The 16707-nt window shown below is 62.8% G+C and carries 17 protein-coding genes; 14 read left to right on the plus strand and 3 right to left on the minus strand.

The genetic code is table 11. The features are described from left to right. Positions 1–56 precede the first annotated feature (56 nt). Entirely contained in the window at positions 57–509 is a 453-nt protein-coding gene (hpaR, locus tag J0F90_RS02825) for a homoprotocatechuate degradation operon regulator HpaR (protein WP_004933183.1), read from the minus strand. 327 nt (positions 510–836) lie between these two features. Here hpaR and J0F90_RS02830 point away from each other — a divergent pair, with 327 nt between their 5' ends. The 11 genes from J0F90_RS02830 to hpaC all read left to right on the plus strand — a co-directional run bounded on the left by J0F90_RS02830 (position 837) and on the right by hpaC (position 11496). Further along, positions 837–1469 carry a fumarylacetoacetate hydrolase family protein gene (locus J0F90_RS02830; RefSeq protein ID WP_025305184.1) on the plus strand — a complete coding sequence of 211 codons (633 nt, stop codon included), beginning with the start codon at positions 837–839 and terminating at the stop codon, positions 1467–1469. Then, entirely contained in the window at positions 1466–2230 is a 765-nt protein-coding gene (locus J0F90_RS02835) for a fumarylacetoacetate hydrolase family protein (RefSeq protein WP_016929192.1), read from the plus strand. The genes J0F90_RS02830 and J0F90_RS02835 overlap by 4 nt, the downstream gene beginning before the upstream one ends. Next, positions 2227–3681 (plus strand): 5-carboxymethyl-2-hydroxymuconate semialdehyde dehydrogenase, encoded by a 1455-nt coding sequence (gene hpaE, locus J0F90_RS02840; protein ID WP_033631722.1) that lies wholly within the window; start codon positions 2227–2229, stop codon positions 3679–3681. Before J0F90_RS02835 ends, hpaE begins: the two co-directional genes overlap by 4 nt. A 37-nt stretch (positions 3682–3718) precedes the next feature. Continuing rightward, entirely contained in the window at positions 3719–4792 is a 1074-nt protein-coding gene (hpaD, locus tag J0F90_RS02845) for a 3,4-dihydroxyphenylacetate 2,3-dioxygenase (RefSeq protein ID WP_025305186.1), read from the plus strand. A 50-nt stretch (positions 4793–4842) separates the two neighbouring features. Further along, positions 4843–5229 carry a 5-carboxymethyl-2-hydroxymuconate Delta-isomerase gene (locus tag J0F90_RS02850; protein ID WP_033638797.1) on the plus strand — a complete coding sequence of 129 codons (387 nt, stop codon included), beginning with the start codon at positions 4843–4845 and terminating at the stop codon, positions 5227–5229. Between the two features lie 14 nt (positions 5230–5243). Next, the gene (gene hpaH, locus J0F90_RS02855; protein WP_004933170.1) at positions 5244–6047 is read left to right on the plus strand and encodes a 2-oxo-hept-4-ene-1,7-dioate hydratase; all 804 of its coding nucleotides are present in this window, start codon (positions 5244–5246) and stop codon (positions 6045–6047) included. 76 nt (positions 6048–6123) lie between these two features. After that, positions 6124–6918, plus strand: coding sequence for a 4-hydroxy-2-oxoheptanedioate aldolase (hpaI, locus tag J0F90_RS02860; RefSeq protein WP_033638796.1), 795 nt, complete (start codon positions 6124–6126; stop codon positions 6916–6918). Between the two features lie 3 nt (positions 6919–6921). Continuing rightward, a complete protein-coding gene (hpaX, locus tag J0F90_RS02865) occupies positions 6922–8292 on the plus strand; it encodes a 4-hydroxyphenylacetate permease (protein ID WP_016929187.1) in 1371 nt (456 codons plus the stop codon). A gap of 34 nt (positions 8293–8326) precedes the next feature. Further along, positions 8327–9223 carry a 4-hydroxyphenylacetate catabolism regulatory protein HpaA gene (gene hpaA, locus J0F90_RS02870; RefSeq protein WP_004933161.1) on the plus strand — a complete coding sequence of 299 codons (897 nt, stop codon included), beginning with the start codon at positions 8327–8329 and terminating at the stop codon, positions 9221–9223. A 178-nt stretch (positions 9224–9401) separates the two neighbouring features. Next, positions 9402–10964 carry a 4-hydroxyphenylacetate 3-monooxygenase, oxygenase component gene (gene hpaB, locus J0F90_RS02875; RefSeq protein ID WP_004933158.1) on the plus strand — a complete coding sequence of 521 codons (1563 nt, stop codon included), beginning with the start codon at positions 9402–9404 and terminating at the stop codon, positions 10962–10964. Between the two features lie 16 nt (positions 10965–10980). Continuing rightward, positions 10981–11496: a 4-hydroxyphenylacetate 3-monooxygenase, reductase component gene (hpaC, locus tag J0F90_RS02880; protein ID WP_016929186.1), complete on the plus strand. Its 516-nt coding sequence runs from the start codon at positions 10981–10983 to the stop codon at positions 11494–11496. A 33-nt stretch (positions 11497–11529) separates the two neighbouring features. Here the strand turns inward: hpaC and ampH are convergent, their stop codons facing one another. Both ampH and J0F90_RS02890 read right to left on the minus strand, forming a co-directional pair. Next, entirely contained in the window at positions 11530–12672 is a 1143-nt protein-coding gene (ampH, locus tag J0F90_RS02885) for a D-alanyl-D-alanine-carboxypeptidase/endopeptidase AmpH (RefSeq protein ID WP_015376541.1), read from the minus strand. 126 nt (positions 12673–12798) lie between these two features. Then, positions 12799–13557, minus strand: coding sequence for a FadR/GntR family transcriptional regulator (locus tag J0F90_RS02890; RefSeq protein ID WP_033638795.1), 759 nt, complete (start codon positions 13555–13557; stop codon positions 12799–12801). Positions 13558–13792: 235 nt separating this feature from the next. Here J0F90_RS02890 and J0F90_RS02895 point away from each other — a divergent pair, with 235 nt between their 5' ends. From J0F90_RS02895 to J0F90_RS02905, 3 genes are read left to right on the plus strand one after another with little or no spacing between them, the layout of a single operon-like run. Continuing rightward, a complete protein-coding gene (locus J0F90_RS02895; RefSeq protein WP_016929185.1) occupies positions 13793–14533 on the plus strand; it encodes an SDR family oxidoreductase in 741 nt (246 codons plus the stop codon). Between the two features lie 25 nt (positions 14534–14558). Next, positions 14559–15404, plus strand: a complete 846-nt coding sequence (locus J0F90_RS02900; RefSeq protein ID WP_033638794.1) for a fumarylacetoacetate hydrolase family protein — start codon at positions 14559–14561, stop codon at positions 15402–15404. 14 nt (positions 15405–15418) lie between these two features. Further along, positions 15419–16696, plus strand: coding sequence for an L-fuconate dehydratase (locus tag J0F90_RS02905; RefSeq protein WP_033638793.1), 1278 nt, complete (start codon positions 15419–15421; stop codon positions 16694–16696). Positions 16697–16707 lie beyond the last annotated feature (11 nt).

Consider the following 16707-nt stretch of genomic DNA (forward strand, 5'->3'; position numbering starts at 1 on the left):
CGCTGCAGCGTTGTTGGCTGCAACGCCAATTAATTTGAGAATTCCGGTTGGTTAAATCACTGCTTGGCGGGATGCGCGGTGACGTTGGCGGGCAGGCTGTCGCCCAGGGTGATCAGCTCGTCCAGCAACGTCATCAGTTGGTCCATTTTCTGCCGCGAGAAAGCGGCTTCAATCTCGGCGTAGCCCTGTTCCACCTGGTGGCGCGCCACTTCATACAGATCCTGGCCCTGTTGGGTCAGCGACACGTACAGCTTGCGCTGATCGTTAACCGGCTTGAGGCGGAAGATCAGCTTATCACGCTCCATGCGCGACAGAATGCCGGTCAGGCTGGGACGCAGGATGCAGGTTTCCGCCGCCAGTTCGTGGAATTCGATCGAACGGCTGTTGGCCAGCACGCGGATGATGCGCCACTGCTGTTCGGTCAGGTTGTGGCTTTTCAGGATCGGGCGGAAGAACCCCATGGCGGTTTCACGCGCCTGCAGCAGGGCGATGGTTAACGATTCATGCATAAGTTTGGCCTTAGCTATCAAGGTGTTCGCTGTTACGGCGCTCGTCATGGGGGCGCCTGCCCCGCAAAGCCCGATTTTGTTAATAACTTAATAGTAGCCAAAGTTACCCGTAGGGATAAAGCAAAAATGCGCGGCGCAGCGAAAAATGGCGAGAAAAATGATTAATGCGTTGAATAATCACGCCAATGTTCGTTGTTTGTGAATATTTTGTTATCACGATCACAAATCATTCCAAGCGCGTTGCGTAAAAGCTGCACAGCGTATAAAAGTAATCATTAATATGTTAATGAATGCCGGTTGTCATGTTTTGCCATTGGAGGAGTTCGCATGAAAGGCACCGTATTTTCCGTTGCGCTGAACCACCGCAGCCAACTGGACGCCTGGGATCAGGCGTTTCACCAGCCGCCGTATCAAACCCCGCCCAAAACCCCGGTGTGGTTTATCAAACCGCGCAACACCCACCTCGCCAACGGCGGGGCGATCCCGTTTCCGGCCGGTGAAACCGTGCAGAGCGGCGGCACGCTGGCGGTGATCATCGGCGATACCGCGCGCAAGGTGCCGGCGGCGCAGGTGGGCCGTTATCTGGCCGGGTATGCGTTGGCCAACGACGTCAGCCTGCCGGAAAGCAGCTTCTACCGCCCGGCGATCAAGGCCAAATGCCGCGACGGGTTCTGCCCGCTGGGAGAGATCGGCCAGCTGGAGAATGCCGATCGGCTGGAGATCGTCACCGAGATCAACGGCGTGGAGCAGGATCGCTGGTCCACCGCCGATCTGGTGCGCTCGGTGCCGGAACTGATCGCCGCCATCAGCGATTTCATCACCCTGCAGCCGGGCGATGCGGTGCTGATCGGCACCCCGCACCAGCGGGTGGAGATCAAACCGGGGGATGAGGTGACGGTGCGCGCCGCCGGCCTGCCCACTCTCACCAACCGCGTCACCCAGGCAGGAGCTGCATCATGAAACATGCCCGTATTCGCCATCATGGCCAGATCGTCAACGTTCAGGTGGACGACCAGCTGCGCGTCACGCTGCCGAACGGCGAGGTGCTGCAGGAGCGCGAAGTGGAATGGCTGCCGCCGGCGCAGGGCACGGTGTTCGCCCTGGGGCTGAACTATGCCGACCACGCCAGCGAGCTGGAATTCAAGGCGCCGGAAGAGCCGCTGGTGTTCCTTAAGGCGCCGAACACCCTGACCGGCCACCGTCAGGTGTCGGTACGCCCGGCCGGCGTGGAGTACATGCATTACGAAGCCGAGCTGGTGGCGGTGATCGGCAAGACCGCGCGCAACGTCAGCCGCGAGCGCGCCATGGAGTATGTGGCGGGTTACACCCTGTGCAACGACTACGCCATCCGCGACTACCTGGAGAACTACTACCGGCCGAATCTGCGGGTGAAGAGCCGCGATACCCTGACGCCGATCGGGCCGTACATTGTCGATCGCGACGACGTCGCCGATCCGCACCGGCTGGCGCTCAGCACCTACGTCAACGGCGAGCTGCGCCAGCGCGGCAGCACCGCCGACATGATTTTCGACATTCCGTTCCTGATCGCCTACCTGAGCGAATTCATGACGCTGCAGCCGGGCGACATGATCGCCACCGGCACGCCGAAAGGGCTGGCCGACGTGCAGCCGGGCGATGAAGTGGTGGTGGAGATCGAGGGCATCGGCCGTCTGGTTAACCACATTATCAGTGAAAAAGATTACGAGGAGAGCCTGCGATGAAAACCATCAACCACTGGATCAACGGCAAGAACGTCGCCAGCAAAGAGTATTTCACCACCACCAACCCGGCGAACGGCGAGGTGCTGGCAGAAGTGGCCTCCGGCGGTCAGCTGGAGATCGACCAGGCGGTGGCGGCCGCGAAAGAGGCTTTCCCCAAATGGGCCAACACGCCGATGAAAGAGCGCGCGCGCCTGATGCGCCGTCTGGGTGAACTGATCGACCAGAACGTGCCGCAGATCGCCGAAATGGAAACCGCCGACACCGGCCTGCCGATCCATCAGACCAAAAACGTGCTGATCCCGCGCGCTTCGCACAACTTCGAGTTCTTCGCCGAGGTGTGCCAGCAGATGAACGGCAAGACCTACCCGGTGGACGACAAGATGCTCAACTACACGCTGGTGCAGCCGGTGGGGGTGTGCGCGCTGGTGTCGCCGTGGAACGTGCCGTTCATGACCGCCACCTGGAAAACCGCGCCTTGCCTGGCGCTGGGCAACACGGCGGTGCTGAAGATGTCCGAACTGTCGCCGCTGAGCGCCGATCGCCTGGGCGAGCTGGCGCTGGAGGCCGGCATTCCGGCCGGGGTGCTGAACGTGGTGCAGGGCTACGGCGCCACCGCCGGCGACGCGCTGGTGCGCCATAAAGACGTGCGCGCGGTCTCCTTCACCGGCGGCACCGCCACCGGCCGCCGCATCATCGAAAGTGCCGGGCTGAAGAAATTCTCCATGGAGCTGGGCGGCAAGTCGCCGGTGCTGATCTTTGAAGACGCCGACATCGAGCGAGCGCTCGACGCCGCGCTGTTCACCATCTTCTCGATCAACGGCGAACGCTGCACCGCCGGCTCGCGCATCTTCATTCAGGAGAGCATCTACCCGGAATTCGTCAAACGCTTCGCCGAGCGCGCCAACCGTCTGCGCGTGGGCGATCCGCAAGATCCCAACACCCAGGTGGGGGCGCTGATCAGCCCGCAGCACTGGGAAAAAGTCTCCGGCTATATCCGCCTCGGGGTGGAAGAAGGGGCGACCCTGCTGGCCGGCGGCCCGGATAAACCGGCCGGTTTGAGCCACGGCAACTTCCTGCGCCCGACGGTGCTGGCGGATGTCGACAACCGGATGCGCGTGGCGCAGGAGGAGATCTTCGGGCCGGTGGCCTGCCTGTTGCCGTTCAAGTCGGAAGAAGACGGCCTGCGCATGGCCAACGACGTGGAGTACGGCCTGGCGTCGTACATCTGGACGCAGGATGTGAGCAAGGTTCTGCGCCTGGCCCGCGGCATTGAAGCCGGCATGGTTTTCGTCAACACCCAAAACGTGCGCGATCTGCGCCAGCCGTTCGGCGGCGTGAAAGCCTCCGGCACCGGCCGCGAAGGCGGCGAATACAGCTTCGAAGTGTTCGCCGAAATGAAGAACGTGTGCATTTCCATGGGCGACCACCCGATCCCGAAATGGGGCGTTTGAGCCTCAGGCCACAATAATAACGAAAGAGATGAGAACAATGACGACAAAACTGACCACTGATGCTGTCCCTGCTCCCGACGTCGTGCGCTGTGCCTACATGGAAATTCAGGTCACGAACCTTCAAGCCGCACGCGAATTTTACGTCGATATCCTCGGCCTGGTCGTGACCGCCGAAGAGGATAAAACCCTCTACCTGCGTTCGATGGAGGAGTTCATTCACCATAACCTGGTGCTGCGCGAAGGCCCGGTCGCCGCCGTGGCGGCGTTTGCTTTCCGCGTGCGCACGCCGGAAGACGTCGATCGCGCCGAAGCGTATTTCAAGGCGCTTGGTTGCCGCACCGAGCGGCGGGTGAACGGGTTCGCCAAAGGCATCGGCGATGCGGTGCGGGTAGAGGACCCGCTCGGTTTCCCGTATGAGTTTTTCTACGACGTGCAGCACGTCGAGCGTCTGGCCTGGCGCTACGATCTGTATACGCCGGGCGCGCTGGTGCGCCTCGACCACTTTAACCAAATCACCCCTGACGTGCCGCGCGCCGTGGAATACATCCAGGGGCTGGGCTTCCGCGTGACGGAAGACATCCGCGATGAAGACGGCGTGGTTTACGCCGCCTGGATGCGCCGCAAGGCGACGGTGCACGATACCGCGATGACCGGCGGCGCCGGGCCGCGCATGCACCACATCGCCTTCGCCACCCATGAAAAGCACAACATTTTGGCCATCTGCGACAAGCTCGGCGCGCTGCGAAAATCCGATGTGATCGAACGCGGCCCCGGCCGTCACGGCGTCTCCAACGCGTTTTATCTCTACCTGCGCGATCCCGATGGCCACCGCGTGGAAATCTACACGCAGGATTACTATACCGGCGATCCGGACAACCCGACCGTGACTTGGGACGTGCATGACAACCAGCGCCGCGACTGGTGGGGCAATCCGGTGGTGCCGAGCTGGTACACCGAAGGCTCGTTGGTGCTGGATCTCGATGGGCAGCCGCAGCCGGTCATCGAGCGCAGTGCGCCCAGCGAAATGGCCGTCACCATCGGCGCAGACGGTTTTTCCTATACCCGCGAGGGCGATACGGAAAAAGGTTTCAAACTTGGCAATACGCTGTAAATGCCGCTGCGCGGGCCGCGCCCGCGCCTATGCGCCGTCTGGAGAACGCTATGCCCCATTTTTACGCTGAATGCACCGACAACATCCGCCGTGAGGCGGATTTGCCCACCCTGTTCGCCAAGGTCAACGAGGCGCTGGCGGCGACCGGCATCTTCCCGCTGGCCGGCGTGCGCAGCCGCGCCATCTGGCTCGACACCTGGCAGATGGCCGACGGCAAACAGGATTACGCCTTCGTGCACATGACGCTGAAGATCGGCCACGGCCGCAGTCTGGAAAGCCGGCAGCAGGTGGGCGAGATGCTGTTTACGCTGATCAAGGAACACTTCGCCGCGCTGATGGCGCAGCGTTACCTGGCGCTCTCTTTCACCATGGAAGAGCTGGATCCGGTGCTGAATTACAAACAGAACAATGTCCACGCGCTGTTCAACAAGGCGTGAATAAGGGGTCGTAAATGCTGGATAAAGAGCAGGTTAACCGCGCCGTGCAGCGCCTGCATCAGGCGGAAAAGAGTCGTGAGCAGATCCGCGCCCTGTCGCTCGATCATCCCGAGATCACCATTGAAGACGCCTATGCCATTCAGCGGCAGTGGGTGGAGCTGAAGATCGCCGAGGGGCGCACGCTCAAAGGCCACAAGATCGGCCTGACCTCACGGGCCATGCAGGTGAGTTCGCAGATCACCGAGCCGGATTACGGCGCGTTGCTGGACGACATGTTCTTCAACGACGGCAGCGACATTCCGATCGATCGCTTTATCGTGCCGCGGGTGGAGGTGGAACTGGCGTTCGTGCTGGCCAAGCCGCTGCGCGGGCCGAACTGCACGCTGTTCGACGTCTACAACGCCACCGACTACGTCATTCCGGCGCTGGAGATCATCGATGCGCGCAGCCACAACGTCGATCCCGAGACGCAGCGGCCGCGCAAGGTGTTCGACACCATCTCCGACAACGCCGCCAACGCCGGGGTGGTGATGGGGGGGCGGCCGATCAAGCCGGATGCGCTGGATCTGCGTTGGATCTCCGCGCTGCTGTACCGCAACGGCGTGATTGAAGAGTCCGGCGTGGCGGCCGCGGTGCTCAACCACCCGGCCAACGGCGTGGCCTGGCTGGCCAACAAGCTGGCGCCGTATGAGGTTGAGCTGGAAGCGGGGCAGGTGATCCTCGGCGGTTCCTTCACCCGGCCGGTGCCGGCGCGGCGCGGCGATACTTTCCACGTCGACTACGGCCCGATGGGCTGCATCAGCTGCCGCTTCGTCTAATAAGCCGGCTCGGCGAACCGGGCCGCAATAACCGGGCGGGGGCCACGCGGCGCACCCGCTTGTCAGGGAGAATGCGATGTTAACCAACCACTTCAAGCGAGCGCTGCAGGAAAAACGCCCGCAGATCGGGCTGTGGCTCGGCCTGTGCAGCAGCTACAGCGCCGAGCTGCTGGCCGGCGCCGGTTTCGACTGGCTGCTGATCGACGGCGAACATGCGCCCAACAACGTGCAAACGGTGCTGGGGCAGCTGCAGGCGGTCGCGCCTTACCCGAGCCAGCCGGTGGTGCGGCCGCCGTGGAACGACGCGGTGATCATCAAGCAGCTGCTGGACGTCGGCGCGCAAACCTTATTGATCCCGATGATTCAAAACGCCGAACAGGCGCACGACGCGGTGCGCGCCACGCGCTATCCGCCGCACGGCGTGCGCGGCGTCGGCAGCGCTCTGGCGCGCGCCTCGCGCTGGAACCGGGTGCCCGATTACCTGCAGCAGGCCGATGAGCAGATGTGCGTGCTGGTGCAGATTGAAACCCGCGAAGCGGTGAAAAACCTCGACGCCATTTTGCAGGTGGAAGGGGTGGACGGCGTGTTTATCGGCCCGGCTGATCTCAGCGCCGACATGGGCTTTGCCGGCAATCCGCAGCACCCGGAGGTGCAGCGCACCATCGACGACGCGATTGCCCGCATCCGCGCCGCCGGCAAGGCGCCGGGCATTTTGATGGCCAACAAGGCGCTGGCGCAGCGCTATCTGGAAGCCGGCGCGCTGTTCGTCGCGGTAGGGGTGGATACCACTCTGCTGGCGCGGGCGGCGGAAGCCCTGGCGAACGAGTTCAAACAGGGCGGGGCGCAAGCGCCTTCATCGGGAGTCTACTGAACCATGAACCACGTCGATTCGCTGCCGCCGGCCAACCCGGCGCAGCAACATAAAGCGTTAACCGCCGCCGAGCAATCGGTGATTAAAAAGTTGTTTCGGCGCCTGATCATTTTCCTGTTCGTGTTGTTTGTTTTCTCTTTCCTCGATCGTATCAACATCGGCTTCGCCGGGCTGACGATGGGCAAAGATCTCGGCCTCAGCTCGACCATGTTCGGGCTGGCGGCGACGTTGTTCTATGTCACCTACGTGATCTTCGGCATTCCCAGCAACATGATGCTGAGCCGGGTCGGCGCGCGGCGCTGGATCGCCACCATCATGGTGCTGTGGGGCATCGCTTCCACCTGCACCATGTTCGCCACCGGGCCGACCAGCCTGTACGTGCTGCGCATGATCGTCGGCATCACCGAGGCCGGCTTCCTGCCGGGCATTTTGGTGTACCTCACCTACTGGTTCCCGGCGTTTTATCGCGCTCGCGCCAACGCCTTGTTCATGATCGCCATGCCGGTGACCATGGCGATCGGTTCGCTGGTCTCCGGCTATATTCTGGCGCTGGATGGGGTGATGAACCTGAAGGGCTGGCAGTGGCTGTTCCTGCTGGAAGGCATTCCGTCGGTGCTGCTGGGCGTGGTGGTGTGGTTCTATCTCGACGACACGCCGGCCAAAGCCAAGTGGCTGACCGACGAGGAAAAAACCAGCCTGAAGGCGATGATGGAGGCCGACAAGCTGCAGCTGGTGCAGCCCAACGGGCCGAGCAGCCACCGCGCGCTGCAGCAGCGCAGCCTGTGGCGTGAGATCTGCACGCCGATTGTGCTGATGTACACGCTGGCCTATTTCTGCCTGACCAACACCCTGAGCGCGATCAACATCTGGACGCCGCAGATCCTGCAGAGCTTTAACCAGGGCAGCAGCAACGTGACGATCGGCATCCTGGCGGCGATCCCGCAGATCTGCACTATCGCCGGCATGGTGTGGTGGAGCAAACGATCCGACAGGCTGCAGGAGCGCAAGCATCACACCGCGCTGCCGTACCTGTTCGCCGCCGCCGGCTGGCTATTGGCGTCCGCCACCGATCACAGCCTGATCCAGCTGCTGGGGATCGTGATGGCGTCGGTCGGTTCCTTTACCGCCATGGCGATCTTCTGGACCACGCCGGATCAGTCGATCAGCCTGGAAGCGCGAGCGGTGGGGATCGCCGTGATCAACGCCACCGGCAACATCGGATCGGCGCTCAGCCCGCTGCTGATCGGCTGGTTCAAGGATCTGACCGGCAGCTTCAACTCCGGGCTGTATTTCGTCTCGGCGCTGTTGATCGTTGGCGCCGTGCTGGTGTGGCGCATCCCGATGAAGGATTCGCGCCCGAGAGCGACGCCTTGATACGCAGATAGTCAGGATTGCAGGAGGTCATGAGGTGCGGAAAAGTACCGGCTTTATCGCCAACATCGATATTTGCAAAGAGTATGACGCGCGCTACGCCGCCGACGAGGTGCACTACGAAACCTTCGCCGGGCTGGCGGCATTCTTCGGCCGCGACATGCAGGTGCACTGGCACGACTGCTTCTTCCAGGTGCATTTCCTGGAGACCGGCAAGATAGAGCTGCAGCTCGACGATCAGCACTATTCGGTGCAGGCGCCGCTGTTCATCCTCACGCCGCCGTCGGTGCCGCATGCGTTCTTCACCGAACCGGACAGCGACGGCCACGTGCTGACGGTGCGCCAGGAGCTGATTTGGCCGCTGCTGGAGCGCCTGTACCCCGGCAGCAACCTGGCGCTGGACATGCCGGGCATCTGCCTGTCGCTGGCCGATGCGCCGCAGGAACTGACGGCGCTCAGCCACTACTGGGCGCTGATCCGCCGCGAGTTCGCGCAGAACCTGGCCGGGCGCGAACAGACGTTGGCGCTGTTGGCGCAGGCGGTGTTCACGCTGCTGCTGCGCAACACCGCGCTGGAAGACAGCGCCAACAGCGGCGTGCGCGGCGAACTGCAGCTGTTCCAGCGCTTCAACAAGATGGTGGACGAGCGTTTTCGCGAGCACCTGCCGGTGCCGGAGTATGCGCAGGCGTTGGGGGTGACTGAATCGCGGCTCAACGATCTGTGTCGGCGCTTCGCCAACCGGCCGCCCAAGCGGCTGATCTTCGATCGGCTGCTGCGCGAGGCCAAGCGCATGCTGCTGTTCAGCGCCTGCACGGTGCATGAAACCGCCTACAGCCTCGGCTTCAAGGATCCGGCCTATTTCGCCCGTTTTTTCAATCGGCTGGAAGGCTGTTCCCCCTCGACCTACCGCGCGGCGCAACACGCCCTTTCGTAACCGCGATCACAGTTTGCCGCGAAAGCGGCAAACTGACCTGAAAAGTACCGGCGATTGCCGCAAAAGTCTCTTCTCGAAACCGGCTTTGGCAGCTTCAATTAAGCAACCAAAAGAAAACATTATTTTAACAAATGGCCGACTCCACGGCCTGAAAAATGCCGATGACGAGGAAGACCCGATGAAACCAGAAGACTTTCGTGCCGACAGCAAACGCCCGTTCACCGGCGCCGAATACCTGAAAAGTTTGCAGGACAGCCGCGAAATCTACATTTACGGCGAGCGCGTAAAAGACGTCACCACCCACCCGGCGTTCCGCAACGCGGCGGCGTCTGTCGGCCAGCTGTACGACGCGCTGCACGATCCGGCCAGCCAGGATCGCCTGTGCTGGAATACCGACACCGGCAACGGCGGCTATACCCACAAATTCTTCCGCTACGCCCGCAGCCCGGAAGAGATGCGTCAGCAGCGTGACGCCATCGCCGACTGGTCGCGTCAAAGCTACGGCTGGATGGGGCGCACGCCGGATTATAAAGCGGCCTTCGGCTGCGCGCTGGGCGCTTATCCGGAGTTCTACGGTCAATTCGCCGATAACGCGCGCCACTGGTACAAACGCATTCAGGAAACCGGGCTCTATTTCAACCACGCCATCGTCAACCCGCCGATCGATCGCCATAAGCCGGTCAACGAGGTGAAGGACGTCTACATTCAGGTGGAGAAAGAGACCGACGCCGGCATCATCGTCAGCGGCGCCAAAGTGGTGGCCACCAACTCGGCGTTGACCCACTACAACTTCATCGGCTTCGGTTCAGCGCAGGTGATGGGCGATAACCCGGACTTTGCGCTGATGTTCGTGGCGCCGATGGACGCCGAAGGGGTGAAGCTGATTTCACGCGCCTCCTACGAGCTGGTGGCCGGCGCGACCGGTTCGCCGTTCGACTACCCGCTGACCAGCCGCTTCGACGAGAACGACGCGATCCTGATCATGGATCATGTGCTGATCCCGTGGGAAAACGTGCTGATCTACCGCGATTTCGACCGCTGTCGCCGCTGGAGCACCCAGGGCGGTTTCGCCCGGCTGTTCCCGCTGCAGGCCTGCGTGCGCCTGGCGGTGAAGATGGATTTCATCACCGCGCTGCTGCAAAAGAGCCTCTCGTGCACCGGCGTGCTGGAGTTCCGCGGCGTGCAGGCCGATCTGGGCGAAGTGGTGGCCTGGCGCAACCTGTTCTGGTCGCTGAGCGACGCGATGTGCGCCGAAGCCACTCAATGGGAAAACGGCGCTTACCTGCCGGATTCCGCCGCGCTGCAAACCTACCGCGTGATGGCGCCGATGGCCTACACCAAGGTGAAACACATCATCGAGAAGAACGTCACCAGCGGCCTGATCTACCTGCCGTCCAGCGTGCGCGACATGAACAACCCGGAGATTGACAAGTACCTGGCGCGCTACGTGCGCGGATCGGACGGCATGGATCACGTCGAGCGCATCAAGATCCTCAAGCTGATGTGGGACGCGATCGGCAGCGAATTCGGCGGGCGCCACGAGCTGTATGAGATCAACTACGCCGGCAGCCAGGATGAGATCCGCCTGCAGTGCCTGCGCCATGCGCAGGGATCCGGCAACATGGATCGCATGATGCAGATGGTCGACAAGTGCCTGGCCGATTACGATCAGCACGGCTGGAAGGTGCCGCACCTGCGGAACAATGACGATATTAATCAGTTGGATAATCTGCTGAAGTAATTCAGGAGGAGGTTGTATGTCTCAGGAAAATGAACAGCGGCTGCGCTTTCGCGACGCGATGGCCAGCCTGTCGGCGGCGGTGAATATCGTCACCACCGACGGCCCGGCGGGGCGCTGCGGCATCACCGCCACGGCGGTGTGCTCGGTGACCGATACGCCGCCGACGCTGCTGGTGTGCATCAACCGCAACAGCGCGATGAACCCGGTGTTTCAGGAAAACCGCAGGCTGTGCGTCAACGTGCTCAACCATGAGCAGGAGCTGATGGCGCGCCACTTCGCCGGCATGACCGGCGTCAGCATGGAAGATCGTTTCCGGCTGGAAGAGTGGCAGCTCGGCGCGCTGGGGCAGCCGGTGCTGCGCAATACCCTGGCCAGCCTGGAAGGGGAGATCGAGCAGATCCAGAGCATCGGCACCCACCAGATGTATCTGGTGCAGATCAAGCAGATCGCGCTGAGCGAAGCCGGCAACGGCCTGATCTACTTCAAGCGCAACTTCCATCCGGTGATCCATCAGATGGCGGTGCCGGCCTGAGGCGTTGGGGCGCAGCAGGCTGCGCCCCGCATATCAGCTCTTGTTGGCCGCCAGATCGCTCACCAGGCGGTTGACCGGATCGCTCATGTTGGTGAACTTGCTCAGCTCCGAGCGGGTCACCACCACGAACACCCCGACGTTTTTCGCCGGGATCATCGCCATGTAGGTAATGAATCCGCCGCCGCCGCCGGTCTTCTGAATGATGCCCGGCAGCCCGTCCTTCGGCGCCATATACACCCAGCCCAATCCCAATGCATCCGCTTGCCCCGGCACGTCCATGCCCTTCAGCGACACCAGATCGTGGCGCTGGAAGTACATGGTTTGCTCGCTGGCGGCGGTGGCTTTGCGCGGGCCGCTGGCGCTGGAAGAGAGGAACTGCTGCATCCAGCGCTGCATGTCACGCGGGGTGGAGTAGACCCCGCCGCTGCCGGCCGCGGCGGTGGTGTCGCGGCAGGCGCTCGGGCCGGCCGCCGCCACCATCAGGCGCGAGCACTGTTCGGGGCTCGGCGTCAACGTGGTGTCCACCATGCCGAGCGGCGCGGTGATTTTCTCTTTCAGCAGCGCGCTGTAAGGCTTGCCCGCGGCGCGCGACAGCGCGTCGGCCAGCAGATCGTACGCCAGGTTGGAATAAGCGGCGCGCACACCCGGCGGCACCGTGACGTTGGCGTGCGCCAGCCACTGCCAGCGCTGGGCCTTGGTCGGCCAGGTGAACACTGGCGTTTTCGGCGGCTTCTTGCCCGGCTGCTCGCGCGGCAGCGCGCTGGTGTGGGTCGCCAGGTTCAATAACGTGATCGGCTGGCCGGCGTTGTAAGACGGCACATAGGCGCCCTTGGGAGCGTACTTGCGCAGCGGATCGGTCAGCTTGACCTGACCTGCCGCCGCCATTTTCACCATCACTTCGCTGGTCATCAGCTTGGTGATCGAGGCTATGCGGATCAGCGAATCCGGGCGCGGGCGCAGGTTATTGCCGGGCTTGGTGTCGCCGAAGCTGCGGTTAACCACCTGATTGCCGTCGATCACCACCAGCGCCATGCCGGTGGCGCCGCTGTTGTAGAAAATATGTTCGGCATACTGGTCGACGATTTGCGAAGCCAGCTGCGGGGGCGCGGCCTGCACGGCCAGCGGCGCGGCGCACAGGCCCAGCGCCAGCAATAAAGCGGAGACAGAGTTCTTCAACGGTCGTTATCCATTTAACAATGCAGCGGGAAAGGGCGTAATCCATCGCCCAGTGTAATGTGCCCGCCCCTCCGCTGCATGTAGAAAAAAGAGCGGTGGCGATAAAATTTTTTCACCGCCGGCGGCTTACTGCGCGCGGGCGAAAATGGCGATCACTTCATCCAGGTGCGCCTTCATCGCTTTGCGGGCGCCGCGCACATCGCGCGCTTCGATCGCCGCCAGGATCGCCCGGTGTTCCAGCTCGGAGCGGTGCGGCATGTCGTCCGGCGTATAGTGGCGCTGCAGCACGCGGAACATGCTGCCGTAGCGGTGGCCGAGCAGATGGCCGATGATGAACGCGTAAGCCGGGTTGCCGCTGGCCTGGGCGATGCGGATGTGGAACAGTCGATCGCCGGGGTGGGTGGCGGAGCCGGCGCGGTTATCGCGGCAGTTCTGCTCATAGGCGGCGCGGATGCCCGCCAGCTCCTCGTCGGTGGCGTGGCGCGCGGCCAGCGCGGCGGTCTCCGGTTCGATCAGCAGGCGGGTTTGCAGCAGTGAAAACGGCGGCAGCTCGGCGTTGAAATCCAGCTCGATATTCAGTTCGTCGTCGATCTCCGCCCACTGGTTGCGGCCGGCCTGGACCATCACCGATTCCTGCGACGCCGCCGGCGGCGTTTGCGAACGCACGATCACCCCGTTGCCCACTTTGACGTCCACCAGGCCGATCACTTCCAACGCGATCAGCGCCTCGCGCACCGACGCGCGGCTGACCTGCAACTGCTGGGCGAGATCGCGCTCCGAGGGCAGGCGGCTGCCAGGCGGAAATTCGTTATTCTCGATAAGACGTTTGAGCTGGTCGGCTATCTGTCTGTAAATCCTTGGGTTTTCCAGTCGGGTAATCGGCATTTTTGACCTTTGACGATTCGGCGTTCAGTGATTTGGCGCACAATTATGCGACAAGGCGCTTGAGTAATCGTTATTCAAGTGTAAAAAAATGGTTAATTGAAATGTGGTTTCAAGGCTGTTTTATTAACTTCTTCCCCCAACGATAACGCGTAAAGCGTCTTTTGTCATGTTAGAGGCCTGACCTTTAATCGCCCTTAGTGGCCTGACCATTAGACCTTTAGGCCGAGGAGTCAAGATGGATTTAACCGGGAAACGCGTACTGATCACCGCCGCCGGGCAAGGGATCGGATTCACCACCGCCAGGCTGTTCGCCGCCGCCGGCGCCGAAGTGATCGCCAGCGATATCAACCTCGAGCGCCTGCAGGGCTGCGCCGGGATCCGCGCGCTGACGCTGAACGTCACCGATCCGGCCGCCATCGCGGCGGCGGCGGAAGCGATCGGCCCGATCGACGTGTTGTTCAACTGCGCCGGCGTAGTGCACAGCGGATCGATCCTCGATTGCAGCGAAGATCAGTGGGCGTTCGCGCTCGATCTCAACGTGACCGCGATGTTCCGCATGATCCGCGCCTTCCTGCCGGGCATGTTGGCGCGCGGCAAAGGCTCGATCATCAACATGTCTTCGGTGGCCTCGAGCGTGAAAGGGGTGCCGAACCGCTTCGCCTACAGCGCCAGCAAGGCGGCGGTGATCGGCCTGACGCGCTCGGTGGCGGCGGATTACGTCACCCAGGGCATCCGCTGCAACGCCATTTGCCCCGGCACGGTCGAATCGCCGTCGCTGCGCCAGCGCATCGCCGAGCAGGCGCGCGAACAGGGGCGCAGCGAGCAAGAGGTGTATCAGGCGTTTGTCGCCCGTCAGCCGATCGGGCGCATCGGCACCACCGAGGAAATCGCCCAATTGGCGCTGTATCTGGCCTCCGACGCCAGTTCGTACACCACCGGCACGGTGCAGATCATCGACGGCGGCTGGAGCAACTGATCCGCCATTTTTGAGAGAGGAACGCATGAAACTTTTACGTTATGGGCAACCTGGGCAAGAGCGCCCCGGCATGTTGGATGCACAGGGCCGCCTGCGCGATCTGTCGCAGCATATCGTCGACGTGGGCGGCGCCGCGTTATCGCCGGCGTCGCTCGCCAAACTGCGCGCGCTGGACAGCGCCGCATTGCCGCTGGTCGAGGGGGAGCCGCGCCTCGGCGCCTGCGTTGGCGGCATCGGCAAGTTCATCTGCATCGGCCTGAACTACGCCGATCACGCGGCGGAAACCGGCGCGGCCATTCCTGAAGAACCGGTGGTGTTCAACAAATGGACCAGCGCGGTGGTCGGCCCCTACGACCGGGTGGAGATCCCGCGCGGCTCGCAGAAAACCGACTGGGAAGTGGAGCTGGGCGTGGTGATCGGCCTGGGCGGGCGCTACATCAGCGAAGCGGATGCGATGCGCCACGTCGCCGGTTATTGCGTGATCAACGACGTCTCAGAACGCGAATATCAAATTGAGCGCGGCGGCACCTGGGACAAGGGCAAAGGCTGCGACACCTTCGGGCCGATCGGGCCCTGGCTGGTGACCGCCGACGAGATCGCCGATCCGCACAGCCTGAATTTGTGGCTGGAGGTGGACGGCAAACGCTATCAGGACGGCAACACCAGCACCATGATCTTCCGCATTCCGCAGATCGTCAGCTACCTCAGCCGCTTTATGAGCCTGCAGCCGGGCGACGTGATCTCCACCGGCACGCCGCCGGGCGTCGGCATGGGGCAGAAACCGCAGCCCATCTACCTGCGGGCGGGCCAGACGATGCGTCTGGGCATTGAAGGGCTGGGCGAACAGCGCCAGCAAACCGTACAGGCTTAACCGGGAGCGCCGCCATGACCACCATTACCGCACTGCGGGTTGAAGACATTCGTTTCCCCACCTCGCTGGGGCTGGACGGATCCGACGCCATGAATCCGGATCCCGACTATTCCGCCGCCTACGTGATCCTGGAGACCGATCGCGCGGATCTCAGCGGCCACGGACTGACGTTCACCATCGGCCGCGGCAACGAGATCTGCTGCGCGGCGATCCGTGCGCTGGAGCATCAGATCGTCGGTGAGCGGCTGGAGACGATCGCCGCCGATATGGGCGCCTTCTGGCGGCGCTTCACCAGCGACAGCCAGCTGCGCTGGATCGGGCCGGACAAAGGCGCCATTCACCTGGCGACCGGCGCGGTGGTCAACGCGGTGTGGGATCTGTGGGCCAAATCGGTCGGCAAACCGGTGTGGCGGCTGGTGGCGGAGATGACGCCGGAGGAACTGGTGCGCTGCATCGACTTCCGTTACATCACCGACTGCATCACGCCGCAGGAAGCGCTGGCGCTGCTGAAACAGCGGGCCGAGGGCAAAGAACGGCGCCTGGAGCGGCTGCTGCAGGAAGGTTACCCCTGCTACACCACTTCGGCAGGTTGGCTGGGGTATCCGGACGACAAGCTGCGCCGCCTGTGCCAGGAAGCGGTCGACGCCGGTTTCTCCTACCTCAAACTGAAGGTCGGGCGCGATCTGGAAGATGACATTCGCCGGGTGCGCATCGCCCGTGAGGTGATCGGCCCGGATCGCCGGCTGATGATCGACGCCAACCAGGTGTGGGAGGTGGACGAAGCCATTCCGTGGGTGAAACATCTGGCGTTTGCCAACCCCTGGTTTATCGAAGAGCCGACCAGCCCGGACGACGTCGAAGGGCATCGCCGCATCCGCGAAGGGGTGGCGCCGGTCAAGGTGGCCACCGGTGAGATGTGCCAGAACCGCATCATGTTCAAGCAGTTCATCATGCGCGGCGCGGTGGACGTGGTGCAGATCGACGCCTGCCGTCTCGGCGGCGTCAACGAAGTGCTGGCGGTGATGCTGATGGCGGCCAAATACCAACTGCCGGTCTGCCCGCACGCCGGCGGCGTCGGGCTGTGCGAATACGTGCAGCACCTGTCGATGATCGACTACCTGTGCATCGCCGGCACCCACGAAGGCCGGGTGATCGAGTACGTCGATCATTTGCATGAACACTTTGTCGATCCCTGCGTGATCAACGGCGCGGCCTACATGCCGCCGAGCCGGCCCGGTTACTCGATCGAGATGCACCCGTCGTCGATCGAGCAGTATCGGTACCGCGGGTGAGGCGGGAGGAT

Origin of the sequence: Serratia marcescens subsp. marcescens ATCC 13880 (genome assembly GCF_017299535.1) — a bacterium.
In the GTDB taxonomy this organism is placed as follows: Bacteria; Pseudomonadota; Gammaproteobacteria; order Enterobacterales; family Enterobacteriaceae; genus Serratia; species Serratia marcescens.